Origin of the sequence: Granulicella arctica (genome assembly GCF_025685605.1) — a bacterium.
In the GTDB taxonomy this organism is placed as follows: Bacteria; Acidobacteriota; Terriglobia; order Terriglobales; family Acidobacteriaceae; genus Edaphobacter; species Edaphobacter arcticus.
This window is the reverse complement of record NZ_JAGTUT010000001.1, coordinates 61,247-74,629: the sequence shown is the minus strand read 5'-3', so window position 1 is coordinate 74,629 and position 13,383 is coordinate 61,247. Positions and strand designations below refer to the sequence as shown.

Here is a 13,383-nt window from a genome sequence, read left to right as displayed (position 1 = left end):
CATGGAAGGCGGCAGCTTGGTCGCCGGCAGCGCGTGAGGATTTTAGAAGACGGCAAAGCGATATTCGAGCCCGTTCCGTGAACCGGTCGGGACTGCATAGAAGACGCCAAAGTCAACGATATTCTGGTACTGATTGTTCTACTTTAGACCGGGCTGGAGTCGTCCAGGATTTATTCTCAAAATGTGTAGGAGTCGATAAATGGACAGTCCTGTTGTTTGGTTTCCCCGGATATTTGAGGCTACCTGTGAGATGCCTCGCCTCGCCGCCCTGGACGTTCTTGATTCTCTGAGTGACGAGGCGTTTTCGGAAGAATATGCAGCGCGCTCCATGCCTTTTCTACTGCGGCTGGGTGCGTTAAAGTTCTCTGAAGCGGAGATCTTAGGTCTGCTGCAAGGGGCCTACGGTGATCAGGCCGTGAACGTCCGTTTCGGCAATATGGCAGATCCAGGTAGCTACCTGAATCGCCGCGAAGAAGCGATGCCCCTAAGAAATTTCATTGGGGAACAATTCATGCAGGTAAGCGATGCCGGGACGGCCTATGCCGCCGGCACCGTGATACCCGTCGAGATGGCGCGCGATCTCGGTGTCCCTTTTCCGATTTTCTACCCTGATTATTTTTTCAATGAGCCGCGGATGTGGATGGGTAGGAAGGGAACGGTGACTGCCCTGCACAAGGACATCCCGGACAACTTCTCGTTCGCATACTTCGGGACCAAAGAATGGCTCCTCTATCCGCCAGCCGATTTTCCTTATCTATATATGATTCATCCGAAACCGAATGCGCTCCCAGACTTCGGAGTCAGCATGGTTAACGCGAAGTCTCCGGATGCTACGCGCTTCCCGGAGTTCTCGAAGGCTACACCGATCTCCATCACGCAGCGTGCGGGCGATCTGCTCTATGTACCTGCGGGATGGAGTCATTTCGTGGAGAACCACGAAGACTCCCTGATGATCAATTTCTGGCTAAGACGCGGAAGATCCCCTGCGGTGTTAGGTAGGGACCGATGACAGGGTTCATTCCAGTCTCCTGTCCCTGTCTCTTCCCATGTGCCAGGGTTAAATCTTATTTCTCGAGAAATCCACTTTCTTCATTTGACGGTCGCTGGCGATAAGCCGACTTCCCATTCCGAATCCTCAGCCTGCGTCGCGCGTACGGGTTACATTTCTACATTTCGCATTGAGTGACCGGCATGCGGCATGCTGTACTAGATTCGCCTCTGGAGGATTCTTCATGCTCTTCACATCGACAAGCTTCGAACTGCACGTTCGTGATCTTGCTGCGGCTCGTCACTTCTATGTAGATCAGCTCGGACTGCCTGTCTTACAGGAGACTTCGGCAATTAACCTTCTTGCGGTGTTGGCAGGGACTTCGCGGCTCTCGATCTTTGGAGACCGGTCCGATACATTTGGCAAACCGCTTTCCCAACTCACGCTTGGGACCCAGGACATCGACTCGACCATTGCTCAGCTAAGGGCACGGGGCGTCACCGTTGAGGGGCAGCCCGTTGAAGCCGCAGGCTTTATGCGATTCGTCGTCATATCTGATCCAGAAGGTAACTCCGTGGGGATTGCGCAACATCTGCGCGATCCTCTCGCTGCTATCTAGCGGCGCCGAATTTAGTGTAGCCCCGAGCTGCATGGAACGTTATAAGTTGTGTCCAGAAACGCGCCTGCAAGATTTTGAGCCGGCACGTCTGGGCTGGCAGGCCCTTTCCGGGCCGATCACTTCCGACAATGCAACTTCCAGGGACCAATGTCAGCGCATTGGAACTTGCGCGTAGATCGCGGTGTCTAAATGAGGGGGTGATTCCATGACAAGCGCTCCCTCCGACGAAGAATTGGTCGCCTCAATGGCCCGTTTGTGGCCCAACAGGGAGCAGGAAGCCATCGCAGTAGCCGGACTGTTGTGCCGCGTAGGCATTCATTACTGGCGTCGCTTAGATCTGTTCGAGTTTGCTCCAGATAGGGATGTTTGCTTTTGTTTCTGGTGCTCAAAGATCGAATTGGACGGGAAGGTGCACACCCCCTGAGTTCTGGACGCTTGGAGGGAGTGGATCAGTACAATCATCCGCATAAAGCAAGAGCCCTGATCCTCTTACTCGGAAGGGTCGCATCCAGAATGACGCAACAGCCGCTACATCAACCGGATCTCGAAAAGCAGCGCGCCGCTATGGAGAAGCTGGATTTCCTCATCGGAACTTGGTTCGGAGAGTCGCACGTGCAGCGCGGCGCTGGCGACCCGACTACTCTAGCGCAAACCGAAGAGGTCCGATACAAGCTCGACGGGCTTCTATTGGTGATTGGGGGAATGGGACGAACACAGGAAGACCAAACACCTGTCCTCCAGGCGCTCGGCATCATCTCCTACGACGACGCGACTGGAAGCTACCGTATACGGACGTGGAATGATGGTCGCTACCTGGAGAGCGACGTCCAGTTGCTCGGTGACGGAAGAAGCTTGCGGTGGGGATTCGGCGTTGGAGAGATTCGCAGCAGTTCTTTGTTGCAGATTGATAAGGAGGGCCAGTGGACCGAGATCGCCGAACTCATGATCGGTTCCTAACCTCCAAGAAAGCTGATGGATCTGACCGTCCGGCGCAAGTAACGGTAGACGCCGTTGTCGTCAGTCGTGATCTCGAAGAGCGTAACCGCCAATGCACTCATTAAGGAGACGTGGATGAGTGACTCGACCTGCACTCGCCAGTTGAGGATGGATTAGGCGGATCACTGCCGATAAGCGATTCCATCCTTGGCTAGTTCCCAGAAGCAAACGCTAACGAGCAGCACATCGCTGGCACGCGTCGATTCGAAGCGGTTGATGGTCTAGAACATCGGTAAATGACACTTAGTACTTGGCGGGAACGATGCGACGAGCCTCTGCGACGCTGCGCGAGGCCTGACTCATGTCGAAGCGGCCTTGGTATACGAACAACCCTCCATCCAGAATTGCAACAGGCTTGATAGTTCGAAAAGCAGCATACGGATTCGGAGCGCCAAATGGTAGGTCAGTTCCTTCCAATTCATCGTCGCTGATTAGCACCGTGCCATTGATTTCATCAGACACAGACATGGTTATAGGGATCCACCATAAATTGACAGTCGTCGGCAGTGGCCGACAGGAAACACCATAGTAGCGATCATCAACCACGCCACTCGCCGTGTAAGCCAACCAGCAAGAGTCAACATGATGGTCACGGAGATATCCCGCAACCGTCTTCAGTTGCTGACCCCAGTCAGAGTTCGAATCTGAGAGAAATCGGTGAACATTATTCGGGCCACCCCACGCCTCGTTGGCATAGGCGATATCCGCAGGAAAGCAACGAAGCGAGGTGAAAGCCTGGAAGCAAATCAGGACAGCGGCGCTGATAATCCACCTCCGGTCCCTATCTATCAGCGTGGTCAAAGTGGACGCAGCAATGATGTAGAGGAACGGATAGATCGGAAGTAGATGTCGCACACCGATGTTCATGCTGGAACGCATTGCAAGCGCGAAGAATACTCCCACCGGCACCATAGCTACGATCCATCGTTGTCGAAGCACAGGAAAGCGAAAAAACACCCACGCAGCAATCGTCACTAGAAGAAGCAGCGGCAAGGTGGATTTGATCAGGAACGCGGCAGGAAAATATAGAGGCGTGCCATGACGGCGAATCGTGCCGAAGAGGTAGCTCACATTGCGATCTTCCGTCAGTTTCGTATTAGCTAGACCCCAGAGATACGCCTCCGGTAAGAGATGCGTGCGGGCCAACAGCGCCAGAGGTCTTGGATTAGCAACGCGAGCATAGTCGCCAAGGTAAACATCTAGCGTCGGATTCAGTTGACGATGGTCCGGACGAGCGGCATAGCGGAAACCATAGCTCGTCCAAAGAACGAGGTACGCAACAGTGAGAGTGACGCCTAATGCAAGTGCCCGGCGGCGGAGCAGAGCTACGCTTCGATTCACTGCAGCTTCCCATAAGACGAGGAGAGCGATAGTCGGAATGAGAAACAGGCCGGTAAACTTTGTCGCGAACCCCAGGCCTACAAGCAGGCCGGCCAGCAGCAGGCGTCCCGCTGAAGGCTCACGCGTGTAACGCCACCAGCTGAAAACACTGGCCAAAACGAAACACGTGATGGCCGCGTCTGTGGTAACGAGAGCTCCATGCGCGAGCAGGTTCGGATCGAAGACGAAGAATGCCAGAGCAAGAAGGCCGGTCAATGTGTCGAACATGGCCTCAGCCATCACGAACACAATCAAAGCCAGAAGAACCGTAAAGAGCGCTACCGTAAGACGTCCTCGCAGAAGTAACCGATCAGCATCATTGTGAAATAGAAAGTCTTTACCATCAAGAAAAGCCTCGAGTTGTGATGGGCGACCCTGTTGCACTGGCTCGACGAGTTGCAACGGGAGCAGGGACAGTGCTGCAACGATCTTCGCGATCGGCGGAACTTCAGGATTCAGATCAAAATCAGCATGTTTGAGCACCGTGTACCCATCAAACAGATGGTGACCCTCATCCCAGCTCATCGACGTGCGTCGACTGAGCGCAAAGAGCTGCAGCCATAACAGCACCAGCAACGCCCCCACGAGCAGCCACGTCATGCGGCGCGACATACCCTTATAGCGGCGAATCTGGGAATCTTGCGTCATAGCACGATACTCGCGATGAGTATAAAGCAGCTTTGCGAGTCTCTCAAAGAGGAGCGATGGTGTCTTGCGATATCGTCGTGTCCTCTCTTTCGCAACCAGAATTGCGGCAGCTGGGTAGTTATTGGGTCGCCTTCGCCGCGAGTGCATAATCGCCAATTTCACTCATTGACGCATCGTTTGCACTCGCGCAGGCGCGCCATCTACGCAACGACTCATAACGAAAAGGTCGCATCATTCCTCCGGGAGCAGAAGCAAAGAGCCTCTTTCCTCTAATGCTCGATCCTCATGCGGTTAGAGGCTGTCGAAAAGAGTGGCTTCTTTTGCTGTGACCGCGGTCCCTGGATCAACACAGGTTGCCGTCATGCGTTCAGGGTTGAATGGCCTTAGGAGGTCGATCGGCACTCGATCTCCAGTGAGCCATCGTGCGTACTCGCTCGAATCGTTGCTGTTCATCGTGTCGCCGATGCTCGAGACCATGCTCCGGCAGGCCATGAACCACGCCTATGCACTGCGAAGTGTGGCGATCACGCTCGACCTCGAGAAGCTTGCTCCGCATCGACTGGAGGTGCGGCCTGCCGTTCCCGTGCAGAGCAAAGATCTTCTTCTCAAGCCGCTCCATCTGAAGTTACGGGCTGAGCCTCCGCAGGCCGGCATTCTTGGCGTGAGCCTAAATGCAGAGCCAGCGATTCCACAAGTGTCGCAACGCGGCTTGTTCCAGGCGCAGTTCCCGGAGCCAGACAAGCTCGACCTGCTAATTGCAAGGCTCAAGGCAATCGTGGGCGAAGAGAACATGGGATCGCCGGCTTTTGCGAACAGCTTCTGCGATGACGCATTCGTGATGGTGCCGTTCCAGCCGAGTGCGGGAGGCAAGTCGCCAGCGCAACCGGTGGTTGTCCGATCTGCACTGCGCCGCTTTCGGCCCGCGCAGCAGGCCAGAGTCGTGGCTCACGATATGGTTCCAGCACTTTTGTTTTGGCGAGGCGAACGGCTGGAGCTTAAAAACGTAAGCGGCCCGTGGCAATCGAGCGGCTACTGGTGGGATGGACGGCGATGGGACGCGAACGAGTGGGATGCGGTCATCGCACACCCGCCGCAGGCTCTTCGCCTGCGACACGAACCGGAGCCGGGAACCTGGTATGTGGCAGGTCAGTATGACTGACGGCTATGTCGAACTGCATAGCCATTCTGCCTTCTCGTTTCTGGAAGGAGCCTCCATGCCGGAGGCGATGGCACAACAGGCCGCCAACCTGGGCATGCCTGCTCTGGGCATCCTCGATCGGGACGGTTTGTACGGAGCGCCGCGGCTCTACATGACGGCACAGAAGCTTGGTCTTTGCAGTCACATCGGAGCCGAGGTCTCGACCGGGGAGTTTGGAGACCAGGTGCTTCCGGAGAGCTGGCAGCCGCACACGATCCCGGAACAGCCGGTACGGCTCTCGCTCCTTTGTGAGTCGCAGACCGGTTACAGGAACCTGTCGCAGTTGATCACTGGCTACAAGCTCCAGCAGATGACGAAGGGCGAAGGCATCGCGCCCTACCGCATGATCGAGGAGCGGGCAGAGGGCCTGGTCTGTCTCACCGGTGGCGACGAAGGACCGCTGGCGGCTGCTCTCGCCCGCGGAGGGTTGGAGGAAGGGCGGCGGACCTTAAGGACGCTGGTCCAGACCTTCGGGCAGAACGGCGTCTACGTGGAACTGCAGCGGCATCGCCTCCGCGAACAGGAGGCCCGCAACCAGGCGGCGATGGCACTTGCTCGCGAACTCCATCTCCCACTGCTTGCGACCAACGGGCCGAATATGGCGATAGCCTTCGAGCGGGAGGTACTGGACCTTATGAGCGCGATCCGCCATCGATGCACGCTCGATGAAGCTGGGCTCCTGCTCCAGCAGAATGCGAATCGCCAGATGCTGGGTGCCAGGGAGATGTCGGTCCTGTTCCGTGATCTGCCATGCGCGATCGCTGAGACTGGGGAACTTTCGTCGCGGCTTCAGTTCGTCATGAAGGACATGGGCTACCAGTTCCCGCTCTACCCGATCCCGGAAGACGAGACGATGGACACCTTTCTCTACAAGAGGACCATGGAAGGTGTGGCTAACCGCTAGTCATTGACGCAGGTCAGCGCTCCTTCGAGAAGAACCTAAGCGAGCAGCAGGCCACTGCTCGCGGAACAAAGTAGAACGGTGGAGCGTAAACGTCACCAGATGCCAAGAATCCACAAACCCCTCGCCCTTCTTTACTGCGCCTTCCTTACTCTCGCCCTTGGCGCACAGGGATCAGTTTTAGGTCAGGCGAATGTGCCGAAAAGCTGGTTAGCCGTCACCGATATGTATGGCAATCACCTCTACCAGACGCTTTCGCTTGGGCTTGTGGGTTCAGCGTTAAGTGGGAGCCTCGATGGAAATGCTCTTACTGGAACGCTTGAGGGCAGCAAGGTTCACTTCGTGGTTAGGGATTCGCAAAGCACAACGTATGTCTTCAGCGGATCCATGAAGTTGAATCAGATCACCGCATCTCTCATGGTGACTGAGGCCGCCACCCCAAACGTGCATGTGGAGCATGCATTTTCTGCCAAGGCTTTAGAAGAAAGGCCTGCGAGGCCACCGAAAGTCATCGAATTTGTACCTACAACCTTCTCCAACCAATTTTCGGCGGACATCGCTCCTGTGCTCACCATCTGGCCAGGAGACACGATCCGCACCAAGACGATCGACTCCGGTGGTGTCGACGAACATGGTCTCACGCGAGCCTTGTATGGCAATCCTCAGACAGGACCATTCTTTGTAGGAGGAGCGCAGGCAGGGGATGTACTCGCTGTGCACTTTAGAAGTCTGCGACTCAACCGGGACTATGCCGATAGCCTCGACGCAATCACGGAGCGCGCCAAAACTTCACGACTGGCGCTTAAGGCAAATAACCTGGTAAGCCGGTTCGATGGGTGCTGGACAGAAAAAACGGTGTCGCCAGACCCGCTGACGCAACAGGCCATCTCAAGAACTACTCTGTCCCGCTTCATCCTATGCTGGGCTGTGTCGGTGTGGCGCCAGCCTTCGGATTCGCACCTTTCTCAAGTGGGGAAGAAGGTAGATATGGCGGCAACATGGACTACAACGGTGTGAGGGGAGGCGCCACGGTATACGTGACTGTCACTCAGCCAGGGGCGCTTCTTTATCTTGGGGACGCCCATGCTGCCATGGGAGATGGAGAAACCACAGAGTGGGGGCTCGAAACGTCCATGGATGTCGAATTCGAGGTTGAGATCATTCATCAGAAAGCTATCGCAACGCCGCGTGTTTAAACGGCTAATCATATTGCGGCATTGGGCTTTGCCGGGTCCATTGATGAAGCAACTCGCCGTGCCACGTCTGGAATGGCGCAGTGGTTAGAGCAAGACTATGCGCTAACACCTTCCGAAATTGCTCAGGTGCTTGGCAGCTCGGCCGAATACGTCATCGCGGAGATCGCGGATCGAGATGCGGGCGTGGTCTTGAAAATAAATAAAGATAACCTCAAGGCTCTCGATCGCAAGTAGCTCCCTTGAAGAGAGGCCCGGACCATCTTCCGTCCCGGCCTATCAGAATAGAACCCTTCACACCGCAGTGATACCACCGTCGATCGGAAGGTCAATGCCGGCGATGTAGCTGCTCTCGCTGGATGCTAAAAATAGAACAGCCGCAGCCACTTCTTCAGGTAATCCGAGTCGGCCAAGTGGAGTAATTGAGGAGAAATAGGCACGGGCACCGACACCCTCTGCCTCTGGGAACTGAGCGTCGATGATCGGCGTCTCAATCATGCCCGGGGTAACGATGTTCGCTCGAATCTTGCGATCTTTGAGCTCTGTGGTCCAAGTTCGCACATAGGAACGTAAGGCTGCCTTGGTTGCGGCGTAGGTCAGATAGTTTGGAAAGCCCTTCACGTAAACTCCAGAGCCAATCAGAACAATGGAACCGCCATCGTTCATCAAGGGAAGCGCTTTTTGGATCGTGAAGAACGTTCCGCGTGCATTGATGTCGAAGGTTTGGTCGAAGTGCTCTGGGGTGATCTCCATCGTGGAAGCCAAGCCGACAAAGCCAGCGCTGGCAACCACGATGTCAAGCTTGCGCTTTGTCTCCGCCACGGTCTTATAGATCCGGTCAAGATCCTCAAGCTTGGAGATGTCGCCTGCGATGGCGGACACGTTCTTGCCAATCTCGTTGACTGCTTTATCGAGTTCCGTCTGGCGACGGCCCGTAATAAACACAAAAGCGCCTTCAGCGACGAACCGCTTGGCTGTCGCGAGACCAATCCCGCTGCTGCCGCCAGTGATGATGGCTGTCTTGCCGTTTAGTAATGACATTGGACTCCCTCGTACATTTCCCGTGTGTGCTTATAAGTGAAGTGCAAATGCCAGCAGGGAGATGCGTGAGGCACTCCCTGCTGAACCATTCATTTAGATACCAGCGCCACCCGAAACCAGAATCGTTTCGCCGGTGATCCAGCGGGCATCATCCGACGCAAGGAACACAACGGGCAGAGCGATATCATCCGGCTGTCCTGCGCGACCGAGTGGCGTCATCGCGACCATCTGATCCTCGAAGGCGTTGCCTGCCATACCGGCCGCATGAAGGCCTTCCGTGATGACCAGACCAGGATTGATCGCGTTCACACGGATGTGTTTCGGTCCAAGTTCCTTGGCCAGTACCTTGGTGAGTGTGTCCAGGGCACCTTTAGAGCCGGAATAGATCGAGGAGGTGGGAGGAGCCATCGTGCTCACGACGGAACTGATGTTGATGATGCTACCTCCGGTCGAAGGAAAGAGAGGCAGCGCGGCCTTCGTGGCCAGCAGTGGCCCCAATACATTGGTCGCGTAGTGGCGGTTGAAGTCCTCTGAGGTCACGCCTTCGACTGGAGCGAAGGAATATATACCAGCATTATTCACAAGGATATCGACCTTGCCATAAGCCTTCTTTGTCTCCTCGAAGAGGAATCCGATCTCACTTTCCTTGGCAACGCTGGCTCCAACGGCGATTGCGTTGCCTCCAGCCGCGATGATCTCGGCTACAACTTTGTCCGCACCTTCCTTGCTGGAGGCGTAGTTCACGACGACAGAAGCGCCTTCCAACGCGAGCTGCTTTGAGATTGCTGCGCCAATTCCTTTTGAAGCTCCCGTAACCACTGCCACTTTGTTCGTAAGCTTACCCATGTTCGTCCTCTTTCGGCTTCTACTAATTCGTTAGGGCAGCTGTATCAGGTGCTGCCGTGCAAGATGAATCGGAGATCGGCGAAGGTGAATATTGGCCGGTTGAACGTTCGGTTCAGTCCCAGCAATCGTTCGCTTCTATAAAGATGTGACGACATCCAAATGTGCTTCACTATTTTAGACCGATTGGTTATATATTAGAGAAAGGGCCGCTTAAGTAGAGCGGCGCCTACCTCACGCGGGCAAACTAAATCTTCATTTCGGTTACGTAGCTGCCGAGTTTCTGAACGAAAACCAGGAAAGGTGCATGCCCATGAAAGTCAAAGATGTGGCTAAGTCTGTGGGCCGACCAAGGATGTTCGACGAAACCCTGGTGCTGGATCAGGCCATGTATGTTTTTTGGGAAAAAGGGTACGAAGGGTCTTCGCTTATCGATCTCACGAAGGCCATGGGCATCAACCGGGCCACGATGTATGGTGTCTTTGGAAACAAGCAGCTTTTGTTCTTCAAGGCCCTGAAACGATACATTTCGCTCAGAGTAACCCCTCACAAAGATGCGATGAAGGAACCGACTGCTTACAAAGTTGCAGAGCGTTATCTCTCGCAGACTGCAGTCTTCCTCACGCGCCCCGGCTACCCTCATGGTTGCATGACCGTGCAGAGTGCGCTTCCAGCGACCGAAGAAGGATCGGAGATTCGCGAAGAACTGATCAGGGTGAGAGTTGGTTCTCAAAAAGCCTTGCAGCAACGCTTCGCACGAGCGAAACGAGAGGGAGACCTTCCGAGGAGTGCGAATGTCGAGAGTCTTGCAAGGTTTATAACGGCCATCGATCAGAGCATGACCATTCAGGGTATTAACGGGGCTACCCGAGAGGAGCTTCTCGATTTGGCACAGACCTCTCTGCGCGCTTGGCCGACTGCTTAGCCAGGACCGGCGTTCTGGCACGAATTGCCCGATGCGCAGGAGGTGTTCCTTCTGAGTTGTAGCGACTTTCGACATCATCGATGTGCGTTCCCAGTGAGGATGCATGGACCTTTGGTGCCGGTAGATGTTGCTCGACAGCACAGTAGGGCAATCGGCCAGCTAGAAGGTTGGTGTATCGAGGTGGAACGGAACAGAGTAGACCTCGACAGGCAGACCCCTGTTCTTCCATCCTTCAAAGCCGCCCTACAGCATCTTGAGTCTGCAGAACTTCAGCTTCTGAGTGATCTGGAGCACCAGATGAAGTGTGTTGTTGTCCAGGGAGGTCCTGTAGATCACGATATCTACGTCTTTTGGGATAGAGTTCGCTCTGTCGCTAATCTCTTTTGGAGGCAGTCTCATGGCTCCTCTAATGATCTCGGAGTGCGCAAGCAGGTCGAGAGGCACACGCACGTCGAAAAGAAGCAGGTTCTTATCCTCTTTCAGCAGTTGATAGAGTGCTTCCGGCGTGATGCTATGGTCTTTGGCTTCTTGGCGACGATGGCGGCGGCGAAGAGCCACGAGTACCCATCCAAGACTTATGAGTGCAACGATGGAAGCTATGGTCCAGGCCAGATTGACCTCCATACCCTTTCGATCCGGCCAGTTGTGCAACGATCCTGGGGCCGGGATGCACAACTGGCTAGCTGAGGAGACGTGGTTGACTAGGCCGGTTGACTTGCACCCGATGCGAGCATCTTGAGTGCGGTCGCGACGCCCGTGCCATATGCCGCGTCCGCTTTCGAGCAATTGGTCACATGCCGCTGCTTCACCTCTTCGCTTGCATCACCAAGAGCACGGGCGGTATTCCAGAAAAGACGCGTTTGCTCGTCCGCTTTCAGCATGCGATATAGATTGCCAGGCTGCGAGTAGTTGTCTTCATCCAAACGGTGGTCCCAATGTGCCGCCGCCCCTTCGATTGCCAATGGCGGTTCAGCGAAATCGGGTTGCTCCAGCCATTCTCCGTTGCTGTTGGGGTCATAGCTAGTGGTGCCTCCGGCGTTGCCATCCACTCGCATCTGGCCATCTCGATGGTAGCTATGGTAGGGACACTGCGGAGCGTTTACTGGGATGTGACTGTGGTTTACGCCGAGACGGTAGCGCTGCGCATCACCGTACGCAAAGAGGCGACCCTGCAGCATCTTGTCTGGAGAAAAGCTGATCCCCGGAACGATGTTTGCTGGGGAGAAGGCTACCTGCTCTGTTTCTGCGAAGTAGTTTTCCGGATTCTTGTTGAGTTCCAGAACCCCTACTTCGATGAGCGGATAGTCCACGTGAGGCCAGACTTTAGTGAGATCGAATGGATTGAGGTGATAGGAGCCGGCATCCTTCTCTTCCATGATCTGGATGAAAAGCTTCCATTGCGGAAAGTCTTTTCGTTCGATGCTCTCGTAAAGATCCCGCTGGTTGCTCTCTCGATCGCGTCCGACGATCTCGACCGCTTCGGCGTCGGTCAGGTTCTCGATACCCTGCATGGTCTTGAACGTGAACTTTACCCAATATCTGGTGCTGTCAGAGCTGATGAAGCTGTAGGTGTGGCTGCCGAACCCGTGCATATGCCGGAAGGAGCGGGGTATGCCGCGATCGCTCATCACTACCGTGACCTGATGAAGGGACTCGGGCAACAGTGTCCAGAAGTCCCAGTTGTTTTGTGCACTGCGCATGCCGGTTCTGGGGTCGCGCTTAATTGCATGATTAAGGTCTGGAAACTTGACGGGATCGCGATGGAAGAACACGGGTGTATTGTTGCCGACGAGATCCCAATTGCCTTCCTCGGTGTAGAACTTCAAGGCGAACCCTCGAATGTCGCGCTCGGCGTCAGCAGCTCCTCGCTCACCGGCGACTGTCGAAAACCGCGCAAACATCGGCGTCGATTTCCCGATCTCTGAGAAAAGCCTGGCGCGTGTGTACTTCGTAATGTCGTGCGTGACGGTGAAGGTCCCGTGTGCGCCTGCACCTTTGGCGTGCATTCGGCGCTCCGGGATCACCTCACGGTCAAAGTGAGCCAGTTTCTCTAAAAACCAAACATCCTGAAGAAGGGCGGGCCCGCGTGGGCCAGCGGTCTGGATGTTGTTGTTATCGACGACCGGTGCGCCGAATGCTGTTGTCAACTTCTTCATGGTGCGCTCCTAGATGATGAGAAATCGGCGTGCGACAAGCCTGAACACCGAATAACTATTCTGGTAATTCGCCAAGTTCAATAAGGCGTCGCCCGAACAGCTTGGCATCGATCGAGAACGCTCCGGGGCCAAGAACTGCCAAACAACATGTCACGAGAATGGAAACAAGCAGGTGAAGAGCATCAGTGCCCCTGAGAGTGAAAAGGTGAACGATCTCGACGAAAGCGCAGATTGTGCTGGAAAGCGGAGTGTAAATACCAAGGCATAAGGAACTCACAACCGCAACCACTAAAGTGAGTTCCCACCAGCAGAACCTGGCGTAATCGCCAGAAAAGAGCAACAAGAGCAGCAGCGCGGCTACAGAGATTCGCATGAGTAAAAGTGCTGCACCTACCGCGCCTGCTGGAAACATTGAGAAAAGTCGCTGCACTCTTTTAGATCTACTCTCAGCCTGAAGAGGGCGCCAACCTTGATCCACTCACAGATGAGTAGCCC

The 13,383-nt window shown here is 55.1% G+C and carries 15 protein-coding genes; 9 read left to right on the top strand and 6 right to left on the bottom strand.

The window, feature by feature from the left end; all coding sequences use genetic code 11:
- Window positions 1–199: 199 nt before the first annotated feature.
- The 3 genes from OHL20_RS00350 to OHL20_RS00340 all read left to right on the top strand — a co-directional run bounded on the left by OHL20_RS00350 (window position 200) and on the right by OHL20_RS00340 (window position 2,564).
- On the top strand, window positions 200–1,009 hold the full coding sequence (locus tag OHL20_RS00350; RefSeq protein WP_263381230.1) for a cupin-like domain-containing protein: 810 nt from the start codon (window positions 200–202) through the stop codon (window positions 1,007–1,009).
- Window positions 1,010–1,232: 223 nt separating this feature from the next.
- The gene (locus tag OHL20_RS00345) at window positions 1,233–1,607 is read left to right on the top strand and encodes a VOC family protein (protein ID WP_263381229.1); all 375 of its coding nucleotides are present in this window, start codon (window positions 1,233–1,235) and stop codon (window positions 1,605–1,607) included.
- Window positions 1,608–2,120: 513 nt separating this feature from the next.
- Complete coding sequence (locus OHL20_RS00340; protein WP_263381228.1) at window positions 2,121–2,564, top strand: hypothetical protein; 444 nt, start codon at window positions 2,121–2,123, stop codon at window positions 2,562–2,564.
- Between the two features lie 282 nt (window positions 2,565–2,846).
- Here the strand turns inward: OHL20_RS00340 and OHL20_RS00335 are convergent, their stop codons facing one another.
- Window positions 2,847–4,631 carry an ArnT family glycosyltransferase gene (locus OHL20_RS00335; protein ID WP_263381227.1) on the bottom strand — a complete coding sequence of 595 codons (1,785 nt, stop codon included), beginning with the start codon at window positions 4,629–4,631 and terminating at the stop codon, window positions 2,847–2,849.
- Window positions 4,632–5,043: 412 nt separating this feature from the next.
- On the opposite strand from OHL20_RS00335, the gene OHL20_RS00330 reads away from it, so the two are divergent.
- The 5 genes from OHL20_RS00330 (at window position 5,044) to OHL20_RS00315 (ending at window position 8,160) form a co-directional block, all read left to right on the top strand.
- Window positions 5,044–5,790: a hypothetical protein gene (locus OHL20_RS00330; RefSeq protein WP_263381226.1), complete on the top strand. Its 747-nt coding sequence runs from the start codon at window positions 5,044–5,046 to the stop codon at window positions 5,788–5,790.
- Window positions 5,768–6,733: a PHP domain-containing protein gene (locus OHL20_RS00325; protein ID WP_263381225.1), complete on the top strand. Its 966-nt coding sequence runs from the start codon at window positions 5,768–5,770 to the stop codon at window positions 6,731–6,733. The genes OHL20_RS00330 and OHL20_RS00325 overlap by 23 nt, the downstream gene beginning before the upstream one ends.
- Before the next feature lie 78 nt (window positions 6,734–6,811).
- On the top strand, window positions 6,812–7,747 hold the full coding sequence (locus tag OHL20_RS00320) for a hypothetical protein (RefSeq protein WP_263381224.1): 936 nt from the start codon (window positions 6,812–6,814) through the stop codon (window positions 7,745–7,747).
- Entirely contained in the window at window positions 7,648–7,926 is a 279-nt protein-coding gene (locus OHL20_RS25085) for an acetamidase/formamidase family protein (protein ID WP_396272516.1), read from the top strand. The genes OHL20_RS00320 and OHL20_RS25085 overlap by 100 nt, the downstream gene beginning before the upstream one ends.
- Before the next feature lie 21 nt (window positions 7,927–7,947).
- Window positions 7,948–8,160 carry a hypothetical protein gene (locus OHL20_RS00315; RefSeq protein ID WP_263381223.1) on the top strand — a complete coding sequence of 71 codons (213 nt, stop codon included), beginning with the start codon at window positions 7,948–7,950 and terminating at the stop codon, window positions 8,158–8,160.
- Window positions 8,161–8,217: 57 nt separating this feature from the next.
- Here the strand turns inward: OHL20_RS00315 and OHL20_RS00310 are convergent, their stop codons facing one another.
- Together OHL20_RS00310 and OHL20_RS00305 are read right to left on the bottom strand one after the other, a co-directional pair.
- Entirely contained in the window at window positions 8,218–8,964 is a 747-nt protein-coding gene (locus OHL20_RS00310) for an SDR family NAD(P)-dependent oxidoreductase (RefSeq protein WP_263381222.1), read from the bottom strand.
- A 93-nt stretch (window positions 8,965–9,057) separates the two neighbouring features.
- A complete protein-coding gene (locus tag OHL20_RS00305) occupies window positions 9,058–9,810 on the bottom strand; it encodes an SDR family NAD(P)-dependent oxidoreductase (RefSeq protein ID WP_263381221.1) in 753 nt (250 codons plus the stop codon).
- Between the two features lie 310 nt (window positions 9,811–10,120).
- Here OHL20_RS00305 and OHL20_RS00300 point away from each other — a divergent pair, with 310 nt between their 5' ends.
- The gene (locus OHL20_RS00300) at window positions 10,121–10,732 is read left to right on the top strand and encodes a TetR/AcrR family transcriptional regulator (RefSeq protein WP_263381220.1); all 612 of its coding nucleotides are present in this window, start codon (window positions 10,121–10,123) and stop codon (window positions 10,730–10,732) included.
- 243 nt (window positions 10,733–10,975) lie between these two features.
- Here the strand turns inward: OHL20_RS00300 and OHL20_RS00295 are convergent, their stop codons facing one another.
- The 3 genes from OHL20_RS00295 to OHL20_RS00285 all read right to left on the bottom strand — a co-directional run bounded on the left by OHL20_RS00295 (window position 10,976) and on the right by OHL20_RS00285 (window position 13,318).
- Window positions 10,976–11,356 carry a rhodanese-like domain-containing protein gene (locus OHL20_RS00295; protein WP_263381219.1) on the bottom strand — a complete coding sequence of 127 codons (381 nt, stop codon included), beginning with the start codon at window positions 11,354–11,356 and terminating at the stop codon, window positions 10,976–10,978.
- A 77-nt stretch (window positions 11,357–11,433) separates the two neighbouring features.
- A complete protein-coding gene (locus OHL20_RS00290; RefSeq protein ID WP_263381218.1) occupies window positions 11,434–12,888 on the bottom strand; it encodes a catalase in 1,455 nt (484 codons plus the stop codon).
- 55 nt (window positions 12,889–12,943) lie between these two features.
- Window positions 12,944–13,318: a hypothetical protein gene (locus tag OHL20_RS00285; RefSeq protein ID WP_263381217.1), complete on the bottom strand. Its 375-nt coding sequence runs from the start codon at window positions 13,316–13,318 to the stop codon at window positions 12,944–12,946.
- Window positions 13,319–13,383: the final 65 nt, after the last annotated feature.